Source organism: Sphingopyxis chilensis (assembly GCF_035930445.1).
Taxonomy (GTDB): Bacteria; Pseudomonadota; Alphaproteobacteria; order Sphingomonadales; family Sphingomonadaceae; genus Sphingopyxis; species Sphingopyxis chilensis.
This window is the reverse complement of the sequence record NZ_CP142394.1, coordinates 2136950-2158569: the sequence shown is the minus strand read 5'-3', so window position 1 is coordinate 2158569 and position 21620 is coordinate 2136950. Positions and strand designations below refer to the sequence as shown.

Here is a 21620-nt window from a genome sequence, read left to right as displayed (position 1 = left end):
ACGGCAAATCCAGCTTCGCGCGGCTCAATCAAACTTCACTGGATCGAAGCGCCATGATGGTCCATCGGCGCGGCGCAAAGGAGAATCGCGTGTTCCGGGCGCTGTCGACCACCACCATCCGCCTGTTCGTGCCGCTGCTCGCGGGTGCGAGCCTGCGTGACCGCGCGATTGGCAGTATTGGTGCGTTGATCGGCATCGGTATCGCGGGCGCCGCCTGCTTCATCCTATTTCCTGCCGCGACGCCGTGGATCGTCGCGCCGATCGGCGCGTCAGCGGTGCTGCTGTTCGCGGTCCCGGCGAGTCCGCTCGCCCAGCCCTGGTCGATTGTTGGCGGGAATGTCATTTCGGCGGCGTTCGGGATCATCGTCGCCGGGCTGGTGCCCGAACCGGCGCTGGCTGCGGCGTTGGCCGTCGGCGGCGCGATCCTGACGATGTCGCTGCTTCGCTGCCTCCACCCGCCCGGTGGTGCTGCCGCATTGAGCGCAGTGATCGGCGGACATACGCTGGCGTCGGGCCACGCCGGGCACCTGCTGCTGCCTGTCGCCGTCAATTCGCTGCTCCTCGTCGCGGCGGGCTGGGCCTTTCATCGCTTTTCGGGACACAGCTACCCCCACCGCGCGGCGCCGGTGGATGGAAAGCCCGTCGTTGCGGCGGCGCCGGCGGGCTTGCTGATGGATGATATCGACGCCGCACTCGACGATCTGGGCGAGACATTCGACATCGGCCGCGAGGATCTGGCGTTGCTGCTTGCCCGCGCCGAAGTCCACGCCGCCTCGCGGATCGGCCGGGCACAACTCGATGCGGTCAAAAAGGTTCGTGGCGGGAAGACCGCGCGCGAGGTGGTAACGTCCTAAGATCGGACCTTTTTTGTCGGAACCACGGAGTTTGGTTCAACGCGATCAACGAGCTAGCGGATCAGCACGCCGCCCTTCATCACATGGTCGATCTTTTCGAGCACGGCGATGTCGGCGAGCGGATCGGCCTTTACCGCGACGAAATCGGCATAGCGGCCCGGTAGGATCGCGCCCACGTCGCCGCGCCCCATTTCCTCCGATGCGCGGCCGGTGGCCGACTGGATCGCCTGCATCGGCGTCATTCCATATTTGACCATGTTGCGGAACTGCCGCGCGTTCAGCCCGTGCGGATAGACGCCGGCGTCGGTCGCATAACCGATGTTGACGCCGAGTTCGACCGCGCGGCGGAAGGCGGTGCGCTGGGCGTCGGTCGTCTCGCGATTCTTGCGCAGATACTCTTCGGGCCAGCCCTCCTTCGTGCCGATATCGTCGATGTAGGTGCCGTTATAGATGTCCATCGCGAGCCAGGTGCCGTTTTTCTTCGCGAGTTGCAGCGCCGCCTCGTCGGCGAGGCTGGCATGTTCGATGCTGTCGGCCCCGGCGTTGATCGCATTCTTGATCCCCTCGGCGCCGTGCGCGTGCGCTGTGACCTTCTTGCCGCGAGCATGCGCAACCTTCACGACCGCACGTAGCTGCTCGACGGTCATCTCGGGCGCGCCGGGCTCCGTGCCGATCGCGAGCACCGCGCCGGTCGCGATCGTCTTGATGAAGTCGGCACCGTGGTCGAGCAGATACGCCGTCTTCGCCACAGCCTCTTCGGGCGTCGCCGCGACGCCGAGGCGCATGTCCGGCGGCAATTGCTCGTTCGGGACGACGCCGTTGAGTTCGCCGCCGCCTTTCGGGATCGTGAGATAGGCGCCAGCCACCCACATGCGCGGACCCGGCACGTCGCCGCGGTCGATCGCATTGCGCAGCGTTACGTCGGTCAGCCCGCGATAGGTGCCGACGTCGCGCACGCTGGTGAAACCCGCGTCGAGCGTGACCCGCGCGTTGCGCGCGCCGACAAGCGCGGTTTCGGCAGGCGATGCCTTCATCGGCGCGGCGAGGTCGGCGCTCTGGCCAAGATCGGCGAGGTGGGTGTGAAGGTCGATCAGGCCGGGGAGGACGGTGAAGCCCGACCAGTCGATGATCGTCGCACCATCGGGCGCCTTTCCGCAGGCGTCGACCGCCTTGATGCGTTCGGCCTCGACGGTGATGCACTGGCCGGTGCGGACCGCGTTCGAGACGCCGTCGATCAGCCGACCCGCCGCTATATAGAGGGTTTCGGCCGAGGCCGGCGATGCCCCCAGAAAGGATACCGCGATCGCGGCGCTCAGATGGCGGTATCGAAGGCGTTGCACTGGCGCGGATCCCCCGTTTGCAGGCCGCGGCGCAGCCAGGTCATGCGTTGTTCGCTCGTCCCGTGGGTGAAGCTTTCGGGAACCGGGCGCTGCCCCGCCGAGCGCATCAACGTGTCGTCGCCGATTGCATTGGCGGCGCGCATCGCCTCTTCCATGTCGCCCGGCTCCATCACCGGCTGGCCTGCGCTGTTGCGCGCGCGTGATGCCCAGACGCCGGCGTAGCAATCGGCCTGGAGTTCCATGCGGACCTGCAACGCATTGCCCTCGGCCTGCGAGGAGCGGCCCTGTGCGCTGCGGACCTGGTTCGAAATGCCGCTGATCGTCTGGATATGGTGGCCGACTTCGTGCGCGACGACATAGGCTTGCGCGGCGTCGCCAGCGGCGCCGAAACGCTGTTCGAGTTCGCGGAAGAAGGCGGTGTCGAGATAGACGCCCTGATCGGCGGGGCAATAGAAGGGCCCCATGGCCGCCTGAGCTGCACCGCAACCCGACCGGTTCTGGTCGGTGAAGAAATTGAGCGTGGGCTTTTGATAGCCGTTGATCAGGCTGCCCCATACCTCATGCGTCGAGCCGAAGACGTTGCACGCGAAGCGTTCGGCTTGGGTATCGCAGGCGACGTTCGCGCCGCTGCGGCTGTCGGCCATCGGATCGGTGGTGCCGCCGCCCATGCTCAGCATGTTCGCACCGGGGCCGAGCACGAAAAACGCGACCGCGCCGAGCAGCAGGATCGTCCCGCAGCCCATCTTGCGGCCGAGCAACATCGGCAGGAAGCCGATCAGCAGCCCGCCGAGACCGCCGCCACCGCCCCCGCCAAAACCACCGCCGCCCCGGCCCAGATCGCGAATATCGTCTCCGGGATCATAATCGTCGAGGCGCATCGGGCTTCTCCACCGTAAGGGTCGTGTTCCCGGGAGTGTTACAGCAGCACCCGGTAATTGGAAGGGACTTCGCATCGAAGGAGGGCATTGCAATGACCCGTGGTGCGGTGCAACATGGACGCCGCTCCAAGCCAGAGGATTGCCCCCGAGTATGCCCCGCCGAGCCGCCCGTGCCGCGCTGCCACTTCCCGATCTTGTGGTCCTCGTCCTTCAAGGGGGAGGCGCGCTTGGCGCCTTTCAGGCCGGGGTTTACGAGGCGCTGATCGAACTCGGTATCGAGCTCGACTGGGTCGCGGGCATTTCAATCGGCGCGGTCAATGCGGCGATCATTGCGGGCAACGAGCGCGATCAGGCAGTCGGCAAGATGCGCACATTCTGGGAAGGCGTGTCGTCGGCGCTACCCTCTTTGCCGATCCCCGACAACGACTGGGCGCGCGAATGGTCTCACATGGCGGCGGCGGGGCAGGTGATGGCGTTCGGCGTTCCGGGTTTCTTCATCCCGCGCTTTCCGCCGCCCGCCTTCGCCGAACGGCAGACGCCCGAGGCGATCAGCTTTTATGACACGGCTCCTCTCGCGGCGACGCTGGACCATCTGGTTGACTGGGACCGGGTGAACAACGGCAAGGTGCGGCTATCGGTCGGCGCGGTCGCGGTGGAGACCGGCAATTTTCGCTATTTCGACACGACATGCGACACGATCGATGCGCGGCATATTCTGGCGTCGGGCGCCTTGCCGCCGGGCCTGCCGCCGGTCGAGATCGACGGCCATTGGTATTGGGACGGCGGGCTCGTTTCGAACACCCCGCTCGAACATGTCGTCGCGGCGGCGGACGACGATATGCTGGTGTTCCAGGTCGACCTGTTTCCGGCCCGGGGCGAGCGGCCGCACGACCTCGAGCAGGCCTGGTCGCGCGAGAAGGACATCCGTTACTCAAGCCGCACGCGGCGGATTTCGGACGGGCTTGTGCGGCGGCGCAAGGAGCACCGGCTGATCGACCGAATGTTGCAAAAGCTGTCCGAAGAATATGCCGACCTGCCCGAGGTGAAGGCGGTGCGGAAAATGGTCGACTGCAAGGCGCTCAACCTCGTCCAGCTGATCCACGAGCCGCCTGCCTGGCAGACCGGCGCGCGCGATTTCGAATTTTCGCGTTCGACGATGGAGGTCAACTGGGCGCTCGGCCGCGACGCGGTCGAGGCGGCGATGAAGGACGGTCACCTACTCGCCGACAGCATCGCCGAAGGGCGGTCGGACAGTTTCGCCGTGCAATCGAATGCATTGCGACCAAAGGGCCAAACCGACGTTTCTTAGGGGTCAGAACCCCTTACTCTCCCCACCGAAAGGATTGCTCCATGCGCCTCAAAGGAAAGACCGCCCTCGTCACCGGATCGACGTCGGGCATCGGGCTCGGCATCGCGAAGGCTTTTGCGGCCGACGGCGCGAACATCATCATCAACGGCTTCGGCGAGGCCGACGCGATCGAGACCGAGCGAAAGGGGCTGCAGGCGATCAGCGGCGGCAAGGCCGCCTATGACGGCGCCGACCTGACCAAGCCCGAACAGATCGAGGGGATGTTCGCGCAAGCGGAGAAGGATTTCGGCGGGGTCGACATCCTCGTCAACAATGCGGGGATGCAGTTCGTCTCGCCGGTCGAGGATTTCCCGGTTGAGAAATGGGACATGATCATCGCGCTCAATCTGACCGCGGCCTTCCATACGATCCGCCATGCCGTGCCGATCATGCGCAGGAAGAAGTGGGGGCGGATCATCGCGACCGCCTCGGCCCACTCGCTCGTCGCCTCGCCGTTCAAATCGGCCTATGTCACCGCGAAGCACGGGCTCGCGGGGCTGACCAAGACCGTCGCGCTGGAAGTTGCGGATGCGGGCATCACGGTCAATTGCATCAGCCCCGGCTATGTCTGGACGCCGCTGGTCGAAAACCAGATTCCCGACACGATGAAGGCGCGGGGCATGACGCGCGAGCAGGTGATCAACGATGTGCTGCTCGCGGGGCAGCCCACCAAGCAGTTTGTCACGGTCGAACAGGTCGCGGCGCTCGCGTCGTTTTTGACGCGCGACGAGGCGGCCAACATCACCGGCGCCAATCTTAGCGTCGATGGCGGCTGGACCGCGGCCTGACCCGCTCGACCCTTGAGCAATCTCCTTTGGCCTCCTAAGGTTAACCATCAAGGGGCCGGGGAGAAACGGAGAATCATGGGTCGCACCATTTGGGTTTTGGCGGTGGCGCTTGGCGTCACCCTTGGCGCTTGCCGGACGGTGGTGCCACCTGTGCCGCCATCGTCGGCGGACACGCCGCCGGATGCAACGGGCGGCTGGCGCGCGACCGCGACCGACGCCGACAAGGAACGGATCCGCGGCTGGTACAATAGCTGGCAGACGGCGCTGACCGACGCGCGCGCCAAGGGCTTTGGCGCGGATATCGACCGTGAGGGCGTGCTTCTCCAGCCGATGGCGGCGCTGCCGAACCCGCACCTGCCGGCGGGCGACTATCGTTGCCGGACAATCAAGGTGGGGGCGCAGGGGCGGGGCGGCCTTTCCTATATCGCCTATGGCTGGTTCCGCTGCCGCGTCGCGCCCGAACAGGGGCTGTCGAGCCTCACCAAATTGTCGGGATCGCAGCGGCCGGTCGGCCTGATCTTTCCCGACAATCTGAAACGCCAAATCTTCCTCGGCACGCTTGAGCTTGGCGACGAGAAGATGGCGATCAACTACGGCAGCGACCGGATGCGCGACATGGCGGGGCTGGTCGAGCGGATCGGCGACAATCGCTGGCGGCTTGTGCTGCCCGCCCCGGCCTATGAATCCATGCTCGACGTGATCGAACTCGTGCCGGCGGGCTGACGAACAGCACAGGCAAACGCAAAACAGGGGAAAGATGATGCGGATTTTATGGACGGGCGCGGCAGCGCTGGCTCTCGCTATGCCGGCGGCGGCGCAGACGCTGGGCGGCGAGGTTGAAAGGCAGATGCCGTCGTTGATGGCGATCTACCAGGATCTGCACGCGCATCCCGAACTCAGCTTCATGGAGGTCCGCTCGGCGGGCATCCTCGCCGCCGAAGCGCGCAAGCTTGGCTTCAAGGTCACTGAAAGGGTCGGCGGCACCGGCATCGTCGCGGTAATGGAAAACGGCCCCGGACCGGTCGTGATGGTGCGCGCCGACATGGACGGCCTGCCGGTGACCGAACAGACGGGGCTGCCCGGCGCGTCGAAAGTGCGCGTCACCACCAAGGAAGGCGTCGAAACGGGCGTGATGCACGCGTGCGGCCACGATACGCACATGGCCGCGTGGATCGGTGTTGCGCGGCTGATGGCGGCGAACAAGGCGAAATGGTCGGGCACGCTGGTGATGATCGGCCAGCCCGCCGAGGAGCGCGGCGCGGGCGCGCGGATGATGCTTGAGGACGGGCTTTATACGCGCTTTCCCAAGCCCGAATATGTGCTGGCATTCCACGACGCGGCGCAGTTTCCCGCGGGCAAGATCGGCTATACGCCGGGTTATGCACTCGCCAATGTCGACAGCGTCGACATATTGGTAAAGGGTGTCGGCGGTCACGGCGCCTATCCGCAGGCGACGAAAGACCCGATCGTACTGGCGAGCCGAATCGTCGGCGCGCTCCAGACGCTCGTGTCGCGCGAAATCAGCCCGCTCGACAGCGCGGTCGTGACCGTCGGCAGCTTTCATGCCGGCGCAAAGCACAACATCATCTCGGACGAGGCGCGGCTGCAACTGACGGTGCGCAGCTATAGCGACACGGTGCGCGAGCATCTGCTCGACGGGATCGCGCGCATCGCGAAGGGCGAGGCGATCGCCGCGGGCGTTCCCGAGGACCGCATGCCCGTGGTGACGGTGCAGAAAGACGAATATACGCCCGCGACTTTCAACACGGTCGATTTCACCCAGGAAATGGCCGCGTTCCTGAAAACGAGCTTTGGCGATGACCGCGTCGTGCAGATGCCACCGGTGATGGGCGGCGAGGATTTCAGCCGCTTCGGGCGCGAGGACAAGAGCATCAAGAGCCTGATCGTCTGGGTCGGCGGCGTGCCGCACGCCGAATATGATGCGGCGAAAAAGGAAGGGCGGACTTTGCCGAGCCTCCATTCGCCCTTCTGGGCGCCCGACGCGCCGGCGGTAATCTCTACCGCGACCGAAGCGCTGACGGCGATGACGATGAAGCTGCTGGCGAAGAAATAGCCGTCGATCTGAAACCCGAATGGGAAATGGTGGGCAGTCGTTGGCGGACACGGAGCGGCTCGCCGATTCCGGGTGGGAGTTTTGAGGAGCATCCACTTTTGGGATCGACGTGCCGACGAAACTTCAGCGCCCGCTTATTCCGATGCTCGATCGGGCCCCGCTGCCATTTCCCAATTAAATTGGGATGGACCTGATGTTGAGGCTGTGGTGAGCGAAGGACATGTCTGCCAATCAACCTGCTCCCGGCTTGTCCGCATGCCTTACCGACCGGGAAATGGAAATTTTGCGTCTGTTGGTCGCGGGGCATACCGTCAAGACCATCGCCGCACGTCTGGGCCGTTCGGAAACCTCGATTAACGAGCGCCTGCGTTCTGCCCGCCGCAAGACTGGCGTCGGCAGCAGCCGCGAATTGGCGCGGCTTCTGGATCTCCAAAAAACTTGTCACGAAAATATCGATCTTTCGGGACGGCGCTCGGCTGTGGAGGACTTGGCGCACACCGCAACCGTCGGGGTTCGCGGTTCGAAAGGAATGATCGTCATGCTCATCGCAATACCCCTGGCCGCCGTCGGATTGATCGTCGCGGCTAACCCGTCCGCCGACCAGATCGGCACATCGAGCGCCGTTCACGGCGCGGTATCGCAGCCGCCGTTGGCCGGAATCTGGGCGCTGGACGCATCGCTGATGCCCGAGGCGGAACGGCCTCAACGGGTGACGATGACGTTCCAGCCATCGCAAGACGGCAAATGGACAACGCGCGTCGAGACCGTGGCACCCGACGGCTCCAGCAAGTATTCGGAATCGACCGCAGCCCTCGATGGCGTTCCCGTGCCGATAACCGGTAATATGGGTTTCATCGATACCGTCGCGCTGCGCCAGCCCGCGCCGGACACGTTGGTCATGACGTTGGGAAAAGCGGGCACCCGGGTATCGACGCGCGTCTATACGGTCGCCAAAGATTTGAAATCCATGACCGAAACGATCGTGTGGTCGAGCGACAATCGTCAAAAACTGGAAACGACGCATTTCAATCGTATCGATTGATCGCGGCTAGTTTCCACCGCCGGCATCGTGTGGCGTTTTGCCCAGATCAACCCCGGGGCGACGAAGAGACGCCGGCGCTCAAGCGAGTTGACGACAGCCCTCCCAACTTCGGCACCCCGGTCTTGCCCCGGGGGGCCGCTTTGTCCTTTTTCGCGACGTTGGAATGATCCGTACAGCGGTAACCCTCCTCTTCGGTGTCAGTCCCACTTGAAGGCGTCGAAGCTGCCGCCGCGTCCAGCGCCTTCGGTGAAACGTTTTGCGCCCGCCGCCGCGCCCTCGCGCAAGGGGGCGACACCGGCGTGCGCTTCGTGCGCCAGTGCTCCTTTGATGTCGAAATCCCACTGGCGGTAGGCGCCGAGGCGGTCGCTATTCATGCAGATTTGGGGGAAGGCGGCGACCTGTTTCGCGAGCTCGACCGCCGCCGTGAGCGCGCTACCGTCGGGGACGACGCGGTCCGCAAGGCCGATACGCTGCGCCTCTTCGGCCGCAACAGGGCGGCCGGTGAGGATCATGTCGAGCGCGCGGCCCTGTCCGACAATACGCGGCAGGCGGACGGTGCCGCCGTCGATCAGCGGCACGCCCCAGCGGCGGCAATAGACGCCGAAGACCGCGCTGGCGGCCGCGACGCGGAGGTCGCACCAGAGCGCAAGTTCGAGCCCGCCGGCGACGGCATGGCCTTCTACCGCGGCGATCACCGGCTTTTCGAGCAGCATTCGCGTGGGCCCCATCGGTCCCGGCCCGTCGGGGTCGTAGCGCGTGGTGCCGACGGCGCCGAGATCGAAGCCGGCGCAGAAATGGCCGTCGCTCCCGGTCAGGATCGCAACCTTGGCGGCTGCGTCGGTAGCGAAAGCGGAAAAAGTGTCGCGCAGCGCAATGGCGGTATCGGGGTCAACCGCATTGCGCTTTTCGGGGCGATTTATCGTTACGATCGTGACGGGCCCATCGCTTGCGATCTTAACGCTCATCGGGCTTCCTCCTCCATAATTCGCAGCGTGGCGCGGTGCGAGGGGACTTGCAAGCGGCGCGCTGCGACCCTAGATAAAAGAAATGCGGGCCGGGCCCCTCTGGCGTCGGCGGGATATTTTCCGCCACGTGATGTCGGACCGCATCGGGTGACACCGATGCTCTGGCCCTATCTCCCCCCTGTTTTCGGGGTCTCGGCGTCGGCGTCACCTGCTTGATTTCTCAATCAGGAGGCCCTTTGCGATGACATTCAATCCCAATTTCTATCGGCTGACCGTACTGCATCGGCAGCTCGACGATGCCGAACGCCGCGAGATACGCCGGCGTGGTGCCGACCCATTTCGCTTGCTGCGCCTGAAAACGCTGAAGCTCGCGGTCAAGGAGCGGCTCGCAGCGTTGACCCTCCGGCCGTCGCTGCGCCCGACGCTAGCCCGCTAACCCCCAAAATGAAGATCGGGGGCGCTGCCGGAAGGCGGCGCCCCCGGCATATCCAGGGAAAAGACCATGGAATTTCTGTTTGCCGACTGGCTGGGTACCCCGGCCTGGTTCTGGCTGTCGTTCCTTGCGCTCGTTGTGGCGCTGACCGCTTTCGACCTCGGGATCCTCAATAAGGAAAACAAGGAAATGGGGATAGGGGAGAGCCTGAAGCTCTCGCTGCTCTATATCGGTATCGCAACCGCATTCGGCGCGTGGGTCTGGGCCGCGAAAGGCGGCGAGGCCGGCCTCCAATATTATACCGGCTTCTTTATCGAGAAGGCGCTGTCGATCGACAATATCTTCGTCATCTCGCTGATCTTCACGACGTTCGCGATCCCGCCGCGTTACCAGTATCGCGCGCTGCTGTGGGGCATCCTTGCCGTCATCGTACTCCGCGGCATCATGATCGCGGGCGGCGCGGCGCTCGTCACCGAATATGGGTGGGTGCTCTATATCTTCGCGGCGTTCCTTGTGTTTACCGGCGTGAAAATGCTGTTCGCAAGCGAAAAGCCGATGGACGTCGCGGGCAATCCGGTCGTCAAATGGCTGTCGCATCGGATGCCGATCACGAACGAGCTGCACGACGAGAAGTTCTTCGTGCGTGTGCCCGATACAAACACCGGCAAGATCGTGCTCGCCGCGACGCCCTTGTTCCTTGCGCTGGTGGTGATCAACCTTGCCGACCTCGTGTTCGCGGTCGACAGCGTGCCGGCGATCTTTGCGATCACGACCGATACGTTCATCGTCTATACGTCGAACATCATGGCGATCCTCGGCCTGCGCGCGCTTTATTTCGCGCTGTCGGCGATGGTGCACCGATTTCATTACCTCAAATATGCGCTGGCGCTGGTGCTCGTCTTTATCGGGTCGAAGATATTCGTCGCCGATTTCATTCTTGGCGGCGACAAGTTCCCGCCGCTGGTCAGCCTTGGCGTGACGGTCGCGCTGATCGCGGGCGGGGTAATCTGGTCACTCGTCAAGACGCGCGGCGAAGCGGTGGCCGCGCCGCAATAAAAATGTCCGTCGGAAGCCATGGGCTTCCGACGGACAGGCTTTCCTCCCCAGGAAAGCTCGGGAGGCGCGGGGCGTTTGTGCAAGGCGCCCCGCGCCAAGAGGGTGGCGCGAGGGGGTGCAACGGGCCCCTCGCGCCGAACTCTAGTCAGGCGGCAAACTGGTTCATCGTATTGTCTTTGCCCGCGGCCTTGAGCGCGGCTTCGCCGGCAAAATATTCCTTATGGTCGTCGCCGATGTCGCTTCCGCTCATATTCTGGTGCTTCACGCAGGCGATACCCTGGCGGATCTCGGCGCGCTGGACGCCCTTGACGTAACCCAGCATCGCTTCGTCGCCGAAATATTCCTTCGCAAGATTGTCGGTCGACAAGGCGGCGGTGTGATAGGTCGGCAGCGTGATGAGGTGGTGGAAGATGCCCGCCCGCTTCGCCGCATCGCGCTGGAAGGTGCGGATGCGGTTGTCGGCCTCCTCGCCCAGTGCGGTCGCGTCATATTCGGCGCTCATCAGCTTGGCGCGGTCATAGGCGCTGACGTCCTTGCCGTCCTTTTCCCACGCGTCGAACACCTGCTGCCGGAAGTTGAGCGTCCAGTTGAAGCTCGGCGAGTTGTTGTAGGCGAGCTTCGCATTGGGGACGACTTCGCGGATGCGGTCGACCATGCCCGCGATCTGTTCGATGTGCGGCTTTTCGGTCTCGATCCAGAGCAGGTCGGCGCCGTTCTGCAAGGATGCGATGCAGTCCATGACACAGCGGTCCTCGCCGGTGCCTGGGCGAAACTGATAGAGGTTCGAGGGCAAACGCTTTGGACGCATCAACTTGCCGTCGCGGTTGATCAGCACGTCGCCGGGGTTGCCCGCGCCGTCGACCTCTTCGCAATCGAGGAAGCTGTTATACTGGTCGGCGAGGTCGCCGGGCTCTGTCGAGAAAGCGATCTGCTTGGTCAGGCCCGCGCCGAGGCTGTCAGTGCGCGTGACGATGATACCGTCCTCGACGCCGAGTTCCATGAAGGCGTAGCGGCAGGCGCGGATCTTCGCGATGAAATCCTCGTGCGGAACGGTGACCTTGCCGTCCTGATGGCCGCACTGCTTTTCGTCCGAGACCTGATTTTCGATCTGGAGCGCGCAGGCGCCCGCCTCGATCATCTTCTTGGCGAGGAGGTACGTCGCTTCGGCGTTACCAAAGCCTGCGTCGATATCGGCGATGATCGGCACGACGTGCGTTTCGTGATTATCGATGCTCGCCTGAATCTGCTTTGCCTTCAGCTCGTCACCCTCGGCGCGCGCGGCGTCGAGTTCGCGGAACAGGCCGCCGAGTTCGCGGGCGTCGGCTTGGCGCAGGAAGGTGTAGATTTCCTCGATCAGCGCCGGGACGCTGGTCTTTTCGTGCATCGACTGGTCGGGCAGCGGGCCGAATTCGCTGCGCAGCGCGGCGATCATCCAGCCCGACAGATAGATGTAGCGGCCCTTGACGGTGCCGAAATGCTTCTTGATCGAGATCATCTTCTGCTGCGCGATGAAGCCGTGCCAGCAGCCCAAGGACTGGGTGTAGTTCGCAGGGTCGGCGTCATAGGCGGCCATGTCGGCGCGCATGATCCGCGCAGTATAGCGTGCGATGTCGATCCCGGTGCGGAACTTGTTCTGGGCGCGCATGCGGGCGACGCTTTCGCCGCTGATGCCGTCCCATGTGCCGTCATAGTCGCGGATGAGGCGGCCGGCCTGTGCCATGTCTTCCTGATAGCCCATCGTTCGAGTCCTTGTGCGGAGGTGATGGGTGGAAGTTGGCGAAGGTGCCGCGGAAAGTGAAAGGCTTTGTCAATAATATTTGTGAAATGCGGCGTATCGGTGTAAATTGGCATGTAAATTTGTAAAGAAAGTTACAACGCGATGGCGGAGCGGCGGGTGTTTGGGGGGGCGGCGGTGCGGCGGGTGCGGCGCGAGGCTGGGATGACTCAGGCTGGGATGGCCGAGGCGCTCGATATTTCGCCAAGCTATCTCAACCTGATCGAGAACGGGCAACGCCCGCTCTCCGCCACGGTGCTGGTGAAGCTCGCCGAACGCTTCGGGTTCGACGCCGCGACGCTGGGCGGCGATGACGTGCCGGGGGGCGCGGCGGGGCTGCGGCGCCGGCTTGCCGACCCGCGCTTCGCCGATCTGGCGATCGGGGCCGAGGAGGTCGAGGAGTGGCTGCAGTCCGCGCCCGCGACCGCCGCGGCCTTTGCACGGCTGTTCGATGCGGCGCCCGAAGGCCCGGTGGAAGGGGACGGCGATGCGCCCGAAGTTGCCGCGGTGCGCCGCGCGATCGAGAAATGGCGCAACCATTTCGCCGACCTCGACGCGAAAGCCGAGGAACTGGCCGACGAACTGCGGCTCGCGGGCGGCGACCTTTACGGCACCATTGCCGAGCGTTTGCGCACGCGGCATCAGCTCGGCATCCGCATATTGCCGAGCGACGTGATGCCCGACCGGCTGCGCTGGCTCGACTGGCACGCGCGGCAATTGATGCTGAACGAGCTGCTGCGCCCCGCCTCGCGGACTTTTCAGGCCGCGGCGACGCTGGCGCAGATCGAAGCGAAGGGCGAGATCGACGCGCTCGTCGCGGGCGCCGAATTTGCCGAGGCGGCGGCGGCGCGGCTGTTCGAGCGGCATCTGGTCCATTATTTCGCCGCGGCGCTGATGATGCCCTATGGCCGCTTCCTGCGTGCATGCGACGCGACGGGGTACGACCTGCTGCTGCTCCAGCGGCGTTTTGGAGCGGGGTATGAGCAGGTCGCGCACCGGCTGACGACGTTGCAGCGCGTCGGCGCACGCGGGCTGCCCTTTTTCATGCTGCGGATCGACCGCGCGGGGCAGGGGAGCAAACGTTACGCCGGCGCGAGCCAGTCGCCGCTGACCGACGGCGATGCGCGCTGTCCGCTGTGGGGGGTGCACGAGGCCTTTGCGCGGCCGGGCGAGGTGGTTGCCGACCTGGTCGAGCTGGAGGACGGATCGCGCTGGTTCACCCAGTCGCGCTCGGTCGCGGCACCGGGCGCAACGGGCAGCGGCACGCCCGCGCGCTTTGCGGTATGCGTCGGCGTCGATGCCAAAGTGGCGGCGCCGCTGATCGCCGCGCGCGGGGTCGATCTGATGCGCAGCCCCGCGACGCCGATCGGGCTCGGCTGCCGCCGCTGCACGCGCACCGGCTGCATCCAAAGATCGATGCCGCCGCGCGGGCGCCCGTTGCGGTTCCGCGATGGCGAGCGCGGGGTGAGCGCCTTTGATTTCGCGGGCGATTGACCGGCGCGCATATGGGGGTTTGCTTAAACTGGCACGCATAGTGTCGTTATCAGCAGGGTGCGTGTCTATCAGGCGGCCGCAACGGGACCCGAAATGCTTGTACGAATCCAGCGAGAGGACGTCGAAATCGGCATGTTCGTCCACGCCTTTGAGGGGTCGTGGTTCGATCATCCCTTCTGGCGTCGATATTTCCGCATCGAGACGGAAGAGCAGCTCGACCGCATCCGCAATTCGGCGATCGACGGGCTGCTGATCGACGACGCGCTTGGCGTCGGGCTGCGCGAGGCGGCGGCAGCGACCAAACCCGAAAGGGAGCCGGGACCGCGCCGCAAGCCGGCGGCTCGCAAGAAGTTCCGGGACGAAACGCGCGCGCCGCGCGCGCAAACGACCTTCGCCTTCGCGCAGGAGGAAGCCGACACCCCGCGCCGACGACGCGGTTATGCCGCCGAGTGTCGTCGCGCGCAGCGGACGATCGACCGGACGCGCGATGCCGTCGCGGGCATGTTCGACGCTGCACGCCTGGGCCGCGCGGTCGAGGTGCGGCAGATGGTCCGGCTGGCGAGTTCGATCGGGGCGTCGATCGAGCGCGATGCCAAGGCGCTGATCAACCTGGTCCGGCTGAAGGAGAAGGACGAATATACCTATCTCCATTCGGTCGCGGTGTGCGCGTTGATGATCAATTTCGCGCGCCACCTGGGGCTCGAACCCCAGGAGGTTGAGGAAATGGGCGTCGCCGGACTGCTCCACGACGTCGGCAAGGTCGCGGTGTCCGACGCGATACTGAACAAGCCCGGCGGGCTTTCCAAGGGCGAAATGCGGTCGGTGCGCGAACATCCGGTCGCGGGACACCGCTTGCTTGCAAGCTCGGCCGGCGCGCCCGACCTCGCGCTCGAACTCTGCCTGCGCCACCATGAAAAGATCGACGGCACCGGCTATCCCGGCGGGCTGAAGGGCGACGAGCTGTCGCTCGCCGCGCGCATGGGGGCGATTTGCGACGTGTATGACGCGGTGACGTCGAACCGGCCGTACAAGGCGGCGTGGACGCCGTGCGAGGCGCTGACCGAAATGCGGACGTGGGAGGGGCATTTCGACCCCGCGCTGCTCGACCGCTTTGCCGACAGCCTGGGCATTCATGCGATCGGCACACTCGTCCGGTTGTCGACAGGCGAACTGGGGGTCGTCGTCGGCAGCGCGGGCGAGGCGGGCGAAAATGTCGTCGTGCGCGCTTTTTTCGATTGCGCGATGCTGAGCGAGATCGCGCCGGTCGACCGCACGGTCGCCCCGTCGAGCGAGCATCCGCGAATCATGGGCCGCGAAAGCCCGACCTTCTGGCGCTTTCACGACTGGGATGTCCTGCGCTTCCGGGTTCTCGCGGCGGCGCCGGACGCCCAGCCCGCGCCGGAAAGCGTCTCACGCTGACCCTGCGATCCGCCTTATAGGCTGCCGTTCCGCATCCTTTCGCGCGCCGAGCCGTTGACCCTGCTCGAACTGCGAGGACGAGCTTTTGAAATTCATCACGATTATTCCCTGCCTGCTGTTGGTCGCGGGCTGCAATGCGCCGGACCAGGACCGTTCGGGCGAGCCGCCAACGACAGCGGAGGCGGCCGATGCGGACTCGCTCCGGTTCGCGGACGCCGACACGGACGCGCCGCCCTTTGCCGCGCCGCCAGTCTTTCGCGCGCAGGTCCGTCTCGATCGTCTTGGTTTTTCGCCGGGCGTGATCGACGGCAAGGAAGGCGAGTCCTACGTCGCCGCCTTGCGCGGTTTCCAGAAGGCGCGCGGGCTGGAGGAGAGCGGCGAACTCGACCCGGCGACCGAACGCGCGCTGCAAGAGGGCGGCGAGGCCCCGGCGACGCGTATGGTCGTCATCCCCGCTGGGTTCGCGAAGGGGCCGTTCGTTCCGGCCTTTCCGAAAGATGCCGCCGATCAGGCCAAATTGCCCGCGCTCGGCTATCGCAACCTGACCGAGGCATTGGCCGAGCGCTTTCATACGACGCCCGAGGTACTGGTCGCGCTGAACAGCCCGTCGACGCTGGTCGGCGCGGGGCGCCCCTTTCGCGTTCCCAACATCCCCGACGTCGATGTTCCCGTGATGGGCGAGGACCCGCGCGGCTGGAACGGCACGCTCGAACGGCTGGGCGTCGCGCCGAAGCAGATCGCGGCCGCCAAAATCGTCGTCGACAAATCGGAAGGCGTGCTGAAAGTCTATGACGAGGCTGACAAGCTGGTCGCGCAATTCCCCGCGACGATGGGCAGCCGCCACGACCCGCTGCCGATCGGGACGTGGAAGATAAAGGGCGTCAGCCGCAATCCCGACTTCCACTACAATCCCGAGCTGTTCTGGGACGTGAGCGACAGCAAGGAGGCGGTCGTGCTGCAGCCGGGGCCGAACAGCCCGGTCGGGGTCGTGTGGATCGATCTCAACAAGCCGCATTACGGCATTCACGGCACGAGCGAACCGCACACGATCGGACGCGCCGAAAGCCATGGCTGCGTCAGGCTGACCAATTGGGATGCCGCCCGGGTGGCGCAAATGGTCAAACCCGGAACGCCCGCCATCTTCCAGAATTAGGGACAGATCCGATCGGGCGCTTCGCCGCCGCGCGGAGCGAAGCGCCGGATAACGGTCAGGCCTTTTGCGCCGCCACCCAGCGGTCGATCACGCCTGCCAGCACCTCGATCGGCATGGCGCCCGCCGACAGCGCGGTGTCGTGGAAACCGCGGAGGTCGAACTTGTCGCCGAGCGCGGCCTTTGCCTTTTCGCGGATCGCGACCCAGCGCGTTTGCCCGACCATATAGCTCGTCGCCTGGCCCGGCCACACGCAGTAGCGCTCGATCTCGGTGACGTTCGACCCTTCGGGGGTGCCGAGCGAGTCGTTGTAATAGGCGATCGCCTTCTCGCGGCTCCAGCGATAATGGTGCAGCCCGGTATCGACGACAAGGCGCGCGGCGCGGAACATATAGGATTGCAGATAGCCGAGCTGGCCCCACGGGTCGTTTTCATAGACGCCCATCTCGTCGGCGAGCTGCTCGGCGTAGAGGCCCCAGCCCTCGGTATAGACCGAATAGGCGGGCAGGCGGCGGAGGCGGGGGATACCCTCTGCCTCCTGCGCGAGTGCGATCTGGTGGTGATGGCCCGGCGTTGCCTCGTGATAGGTCAGCGTCGGCAGCGTCCACGACGGGTTTTCGGCGGTGTCGCGCAGGTTGATATAATAGGCGCCGGGGCGTGAGCCATCGAGCGCGGGAATCTGGTAATAGCCGCCGGGGGCGCCGGCCTCGATTTCGGGCGGCACGCGGCGGATGTCGCACTTGGCTTTCGGCAGACGGCCGAAGGCCTCGGGCAGGCGGCGCTGCATTTCCTGAATCTGCTCGTTGAGCTTCGCGATCAGGTCGGCCTTGCCCTTGTCGGTGTTGGGATAGAGAAAGCGCGGATCCTTGCCGAGCGCGAGCATGCGTTCGGCGACACTTCCCTTGGTCATGCCCTGCGCCTTGAAGATCGTGTCGGCGCGGGCGGTCAGCGCCGCCATGCGGTCGAGCCCGAGCTTGTGCACCTCCTCGGCCGACATGCCGGTCGTGGTCGCGAAGCGCAGCGCATAGGCATAATATTCGTCGCCCTTGGGCAGGCGCCAGACGCCGGCGTCGTGGGTCGCGCGCGGGCGCACGGCGCGAAGCTCGTCCGCCTGGCGGCGCATCGCGGGATAGATTTTGCTTTCGACCAGCGCGGCACAGCGCCTGGCCCAGTCGCCCGGGATATCTGCGGTCTTGGTCTTGAGGTTGGTGGTCAGGATATTCGCGTCGGGCACGGGTTTCCAGAAATTGTCGAACAGCGCGAGCGTGCGGTCGATGACGAAGTCGGGCGGGATGATGCCCGCGGCATGATCGGCCTTGATGCGTCCGGTTTCATTGTCGAGCTGAACCGCGAAATCGGCGCAGCGCGCAAGATAGGCCTCGGCATCGGCGGCGTTCGCGACGCTGTGCTGGTTGGTGAGGAAGTCGGGGATCGAGCGGTAGGTGCCGCTGAGCTGCGTTACCGGATGCGGTTCAGGCCAGCTGTGAAGTCCGTAAGAGAAGTTGTCGTAAGCCTTGACATAATCCTCCCACGGCCCGCGGAAGGTTTCGTAGTTGACGAGGTCCATGCCCGACAGTTTCGCGGGGTCGATCGTTTTCAGTTCCGCAAGGCCGGTGCGATAGAGATCGTGGCCGCGCTCGATGCCGGCGGGCGAGCGGTCGGCGAGCTTGGCCTTGGCTGCGGCCCGGTCGCCCTTGTCGAGGCCGAGCGCGGTCGCGAATTCGGGGTCCTGATCGACGAGCATGTCATAGATGCGTTCGTAGATCGCGGTCAGCCGCTCCCCTTCGCTTCCGGGCGCGGCCGGCGCGGCGTTGGCGGCCGAGCGCATGGCGGCGAGCAGCGAGGAAGCGGCCGCGGCGGCCAGCAGGGTACGACGTTCGAGCATATTCGATTCTCCGGACGATAGATCGGGTGCGCGTCCTGGCCGACCCGCAATGGGTGTATTGTTATAGCAAGTCACCGGCTGCGCAAGAGGCGGATGCGATTATCCGGGCGCGCGGCGATCCTGTTCCGGGTGAACGGGGGTGTGGCGAAGGCGGAGGTCGCAGGCTTCGCCACTTCGTCATCCCGGCGAAAGCGGTGGTCCAGAGCGCGCGCAGGCTGATCCCGCGCCGGGTTTCCCGCTTGCGCGGACATGACGAATGACGATGGTTGGCGTGGAAGCGTCCGCTGCCCACCCCGAAGCCGGGCGACGCGTCAGGCGTCGGTCATGTCGAGGAGCGTGCGGGCGTCGAGGCCGATGCGGCGCATCTGTTGCGCGACCGGGGGCCATACATTGGCAAGGAAATCGGCGCGCATCAGGTCGCGCAGCCGCTCGGTCGCGCCTTCGGCAACGAACATGCCGACCCCGCGCTTGACCGTGACGAGCCCCTCGTCCTGAAAGGTCTGATAGGCTTTCGCGACGGTCAGCGGGTTCGCGCCTTCTTCCGCAGCGAGCGAACGCACCGAGGGAAGCATGTCGCCGTCGCGATAGCTTCCGTCGAGGATGGCGTTGGCGATGACGTCGCGCAGACGCTGGTACACGGGTTTGGACTGATCGAGCATGCCGCCTTAATGCCATAAGACAGCAGCACAGTCAAATTCGGCTTATTACAATTCAGGTTGAAAAACTGAAACTAAATTTCCCAGACGCGAACGACTTCATCATATTCGGGGCGCGGCCGTTCGTCGAGGTCGCGCGAAGGCGTGCCGAAGAAGAAATAGCCGACGATCTTGTCGCCTTCGCCGGCGCCGAACGCCGCCGCCACGTCGGGGCTGAACGCCGCCCAGCCGGTGAGCCAGCTGCCGACGAAGCCGTGCGCGTGCGCGGCGTGGAGCAGGTTCATGCCGACGGCGCCCGCCGACATCTGTTGTTCCCACAGGGGGATCTTGGCGCCGGGGACGGGGGTCGAGAGGAGCACGAGCAAGGTCGGCGCCTGATGCGCGAACTGGTCGAGCGCCGAGAGGTCCATGCCCGCCGCGCCGGGATTTTCGGCGACCCATGCCGTTTTGAGCAGCGCCGCGAAGGCGTCGCGCTGGTCGTCGGCGATGGTGACGATGCGCCAGGGCGCGAGCTTGCCATGGTCGGGGGTGCGCAGCGCGAGCGCGATAATGTCGTGCAGCGTGGCGTCGTCGGGGCCGGGCGCCACCATGTCGCGCGCCTTGCCCGAGCGGCGCGTGGAAAGATGGGCGAGGAGCGAGGAGGTGTCGTTGAACATGGTGCGCCATGTGGGCTTTTCTGCGCCCCCGCGCAAGTGTTGCGAACCATTCGCAACAGTTTTGGGCCCGGCCCAAGCGGTTTCAGGCGCAATTAGATTCTTCCCATACGCAATTTTCGCGCTAGGTTGCCCCATTCGCGCGGCGGGAGGCCGTGTTCAAGATAATCGATAAAAGGGACGCTTTGATGAAAGATATAGGCCTTTGGGACGAAGGCGACTGGATCGCGGTGATCGCGCTGGTCGTGCTGGGGATATTCCTGACCGTCGGGGCGCTGATCGCGGGGAGCAAGAAACCCGAATTCGCCGGCCATCCCAAGGGCCTCTACATGCTCTTCTTTGCCGAGATGTGGGAGCGTTTCTCCTATTACGGCATGCGCGCGCTGCTGATTTTCTACCTGACCCAGCACTGGCTGTTTTCGGACGGCAAGTCGAACCTGATCTACGGCGCCTATACCAGCCTCGTCTATATCACCCCGGTGCTCGGCGGCTATCTGGCCGACCGCTATCTGGGGCAGCGCAAGGCGGTGCTGTTCGGCGGCGTGCTGCTCGCGCTCGGCCACCTCTTCATGGCATTCGAGGGCGTCGGCGGGCAGGAGGATGCGACGATCAACGTCTTCTGGCTCGCGCTCGCGCTGATCATCGTCGGCTCGGGCTTCCTCAAGGCCAATATCTCGGTGATGGTCGGGCAGCTCTATCGCCTGACCGACATGCGCCGCGACGCGGCCTACACCATCTTCTACATGGGGATTAACGTCGGCGCCGCGCTCGGCACGATCCTCGTCGGCTATCTGGGGCAGAAGATCGGCTGGGCCTATGGCTTCGGCCTTGCGGGCATCGGCATGGTCGCCGGCCTGATCGTCTTCGTGCTCGGCAAGAATGTGCTGCTCGGCGCGGGTGAAGCCCCGGCGCAGCTCGCGCGCAACAAGGAAATGACGATCTATGCCGTCGGCCTTGGCGCGGTGGCGGTGATGTGGGCGCTGGTCCAGTATCAGGATATCATCCAGAACCTGCTGATCGTCTCGGGCCTCGCGCTGCTCGGCTATGTGCTTTACGAGAGCTTCAAGCTCGACAAGGAACCGCGCGAGCGCATGTTCGCGATCCTGTTCCTGATCGCGCTCAATCCGCTGTTCTGGGGCCTGTTCGAGCAGGCGGGCGGCAGCTTCAACCTCTATACCGACCGCTATGTCGACAAGGGCGGCGTGCCCGCGTCGGTGTTCCAGTCGATCAACCCCATCTATATCATCCTGTTCGCGCCGGTCTTTGCCGCCTTGTGGCAATGGCTCGGCAAGAAAGGCCTCGAACCGTCGGCGCCCGCAAAATTCGCGCTGGCGCTGGCGCAGGTCGGCCTCGGCTTCCTCGTCTTCGTGTGGGGCGCGAGCAGCGTCGGACCCGAAGTGGCGACGCCGGTGCTGTTCGTCTTCCTGCTCTATCTTCTCCACACGACCGGCGAGCTGTGCCTGTCGCCGGTGGGGCTGAGCGCGATGAACCGCCTCGCGCCGACCTTCCTCGCCTCGCTGATCATGGGCGCCTGGTTCTATATGACCGCGGTCGGCAATTTCGTCGCCGGCAAGATCGGCGAAGCGACCGGCGGGCATGACGGCGCGATGACCAAGGATGCGACGCTGGGCATCTATTGGCAGATCGGCCTGATTACCATCGGGGTCAGCGTCGTCGTGCTGGCGCTGTCGCCGATCGTGAAGAAGTGGATGCACCTCGACACGCTCGCCGACCGCGACCCGGCCATTCCGGGCAGCGGCGAACTTGGCGAGCCGCAGGCCGCCGGCACCCATCCCAAAGGGGCGTAATCA

At 65.1% G+C, this 21620-nt stretch carries 19 protein-coding genes; 12 read left to right on the top strand and 7 right to left on the bottom strand.

What is annotated here, in order from left to right:
- The first annotated feature begins 89 nt into the window (after positions 1-89).
- Complete coding sequence (locus VSX79_RS09875; protein WP_326913257.1) at positions 90-854, top strand: HPP family protein; 765 nt, start codon at positions 90-92, stop codon at positions 852-854.
- 53 nt (positions 855-907) lie between these two features.
- Here VSX79_RS09875 and VSX79_RS09870 read toward each other — a convergent pair whose 3' ends face one another.
- Both VSX79_RS09870 and ypfJ read right to left on the bottom strand, forming a co-directional pair.
- A complete protein-coding gene (locus tag VSX79_RS09870) occupies positions 908-2194 on the bottom strand; it encodes a metal-dependent hydrolase family protein (RefSeq protein WP_326913256.1) in 1287 nt (428 codons plus the stop codon).
- The gene (gene ypfJ, locus VSX79_RS09865; protein ID WP_179495857.1) at positions 2167-3072 is read right to left on the bottom strand and encodes a KPN_02809 family neutral zinc metallopeptidase; all 906 of its coding nucleotides are present in this window, start codon (positions 3070-3072) and stop codon (positions 2167-2169) included. Before ypfJ ends, VSX79_RS09870 begins: the two co-directional genes overlap by 28 nt.
- Positions 3073-3223: 151 nt before the next feature.
- Between ypfJ and VSX79_RS09860 the strand changes: the two genes are divergently transcribed.
- The 5 genes from VSX79_RS09860 (at position 3224) to VSX79_RS09840 (ending at position 8324) form a co-directional block, all read left to right on the top strand.
- Positions 3224-4381, top strand: a complete 1158-nt coding sequence (locus VSX79_RS09860) for a patatin-like phospholipase family protein (protein ID WP_179495859.1) — start codon at positions 3224-3226, stop codon at positions 4379-4381.
- A 41-nt stretch (positions 4382-4422) separates the two neighbouring features.
- A complete protein-coding gene (locus VSX79_RS09855; protein WP_326913255.1) occupies positions 4423-5208 on the top strand; it encodes a 3-hydroxybutyrate dehydrogenase in 786 nt (261 codons plus the stop codon).
- Positions 5209-5283: 75 nt separating this feature from the next.
- Positions 5284-5931, top strand: a complete 648-nt coding sequence (locus VSX79_RS09850; RefSeq protein ID WP_179495863.1) for a DUF4893 domain-containing protein — start codon at positions 5284-5286, stop codon at positions 5929-5931.
- A 34-nt stretch (positions 5932-5965) separates the two neighbouring features.
- Positions 5966-7282: an amidohydrolase gene (locus VSX79_RS09845; protein ID WP_373562772.1), complete on the top strand. Its 1317-nt coding sequence runs from the start codon at positions 5966-5968 to the stop codon at positions 7280-7282.
- A 220-nt stretch (positions 7283-7502) separates the two neighbouring features.
- Positions 7503-8324 (top strand): helix-turn-helix domain-containing protein, encoded by an 822-nt coding sequence (locus tag VSX79_RS09840; RefSeq protein ID WP_257018097.1) that lies wholly within the window; start codon positions 7503-7505, stop codon positions 8322-8324.
- Between the two features lie 197 nt (positions 8325-8521).
- Here VSX79_RS09840 and VSX79_RS09835 read toward each other — a convergent pair whose 3' ends face one another.
- Positions 8522-9289, bottom strand: a complete 768-nt coding sequence (locus VSX79_RS09835) for a crotonase/enoyl-CoA hydratase family protein (RefSeq protein ID WP_326913254.1) — start codon at positions 9287-9289, stop codon at positions 8522-8524.
- Positions 9290-9530: 241 nt separating this feature from the next.
- Here VSX79_RS09835 and VSX79_RS09830 point away from each other — a divergent pair, with 241 nt between their 5' ends.
- A complete protein-coding gene (locus VSX79_RS09830) occupies positions 9531-9725 on the top strand; it encodes a DUF465 domain-containing protein (protein ID WP_179495867.1) in 195 nt (64 codons plus the stop codon).
- Positions 9726-9791: 66 nt separating this feature from the next.
- Positions 9792-10778, top strand: a complete 987-nt coding sequence (locus VSX79_RS09825; RefSeq protein ID WP_326913253.1) for a TerC family protein — start codon at positions 9792-9794, stop codon at positions 10776-10778.
- A gap of 145 nt (positions 10779-10923) precedes the next feature.
- On the opposite strand, the gene VSX79_RS09820 is transcribed toward VSX79_RS09825, so the two are convergent.
- Entirely contained in the window at positions 10924-12516 is a 1593-nt protein-coding gene (locus VSX79_RS09820) for an isocitrate lyase (RefSeq protein WP_326913252.1), read from the bottom strand.
- Positions 12517-12657: 141 nt separating this feature from the next.
- Between VSX79_RS09820 and VSX79_RS09815 the strand changes: the two genes are divergently transcribed.
- The 3 genes from VSX79_RS09815 (at position 12658) to VSX79_RS09805 (ending at position 16618) form a co-directional block, all read left to right on the top strand.
- The gene (locus tag VSX79_RS09815) at positions 12658-14046 is read left to right on the top strand and encodes a helix-turn-helix domain-containing protein (protein WP_326913251.1); all 1389 of its coding nucleotides are present in this window, start codon (positions 12658-12660) and stop codon (positions 14044-14046) included.
- Between the two features lie 93 nt (positions 14047-14139).
- Positions 14140-15465 (top strand): HD-GYP domain-containing protein, encoded by a 1326-nt coding sequence (locus VSX79_RS09810; protein ID WP_326913250.1) that lies wholly within the window; start codon positions 14140-14142, stop codon positions 15463-15465.
- An 85-nt stretch (positions 15466-15550) separates the two neighbouring features.
- Positions 15551-16618 carry a L,D-transpeptidase family protein gene (locus tag VSX79_RS09805; protein ID WP_326913249.1) on the top strand — a complete coding sequence of 356 codons (1068 nt, stop codon included), beginning with the start codon at positions 15551-15553 and terminating at the stop codon, positions 16616-16618.
- Between the two features lie 55 nt (positions 16619-16673).
- Here VSX79_RS09805 and VSX79_RS09800 read toward each other — a convergent pair whose 3' ends face one another.
- The 3 genes from VSX79_RS09800 to VSX79_RS09790 form a co-directional block, all read right to left on the bottom strand.
- A complete protein-coding gene (locus tag VSX79_RS09800) occupies positions 16674-18500 on the bottom strand; it encodes a DUF885 domain-containing protein (protein WP_326913248.1) in 1827 nt (608 codons plus the stop codon).
- Between the two features lie 311 nt (positions 18501-18811).
- Positions 18812-19159: a GntR family transcriptional regulator gene (locus VSX79_RS09795; RefSeq protein ID WP_179495881.1), complete on the bottom strand. Its 348-nt coding sequence runs from the start codon at positions 19157-19159 to the stop codon at positions 18812-18814.
- Positions 19160-19230: 71 nt separating this feature from the next.
- A complete protein-coding gene (locus VSX79_RS09790) occupies positions 19231-19812 on the bottom strand; it encodes a nitroreductase family protein (protein ID WP_326913247.1) in 582 nt (193 codons plus the stop codon).
- A 185-nt stretch (positions 19813-19997) separates the two neighbouring features.
- On the opposite strand from VSX79_RS09790, the gene VSX79_RS09785 reads away from it, so the two are divergent.
- Complete coding sequence (locus tag VSX79_RS09785; protein WP_179495885.1) at positions 19998-21617, top strand: peptide MFS transporter; 1620 nt, start codon at positions 19998-20000, stop codon at positions 21615-21617.
- Positions 21618-21620: the final 3 nt, after the last annotated feature.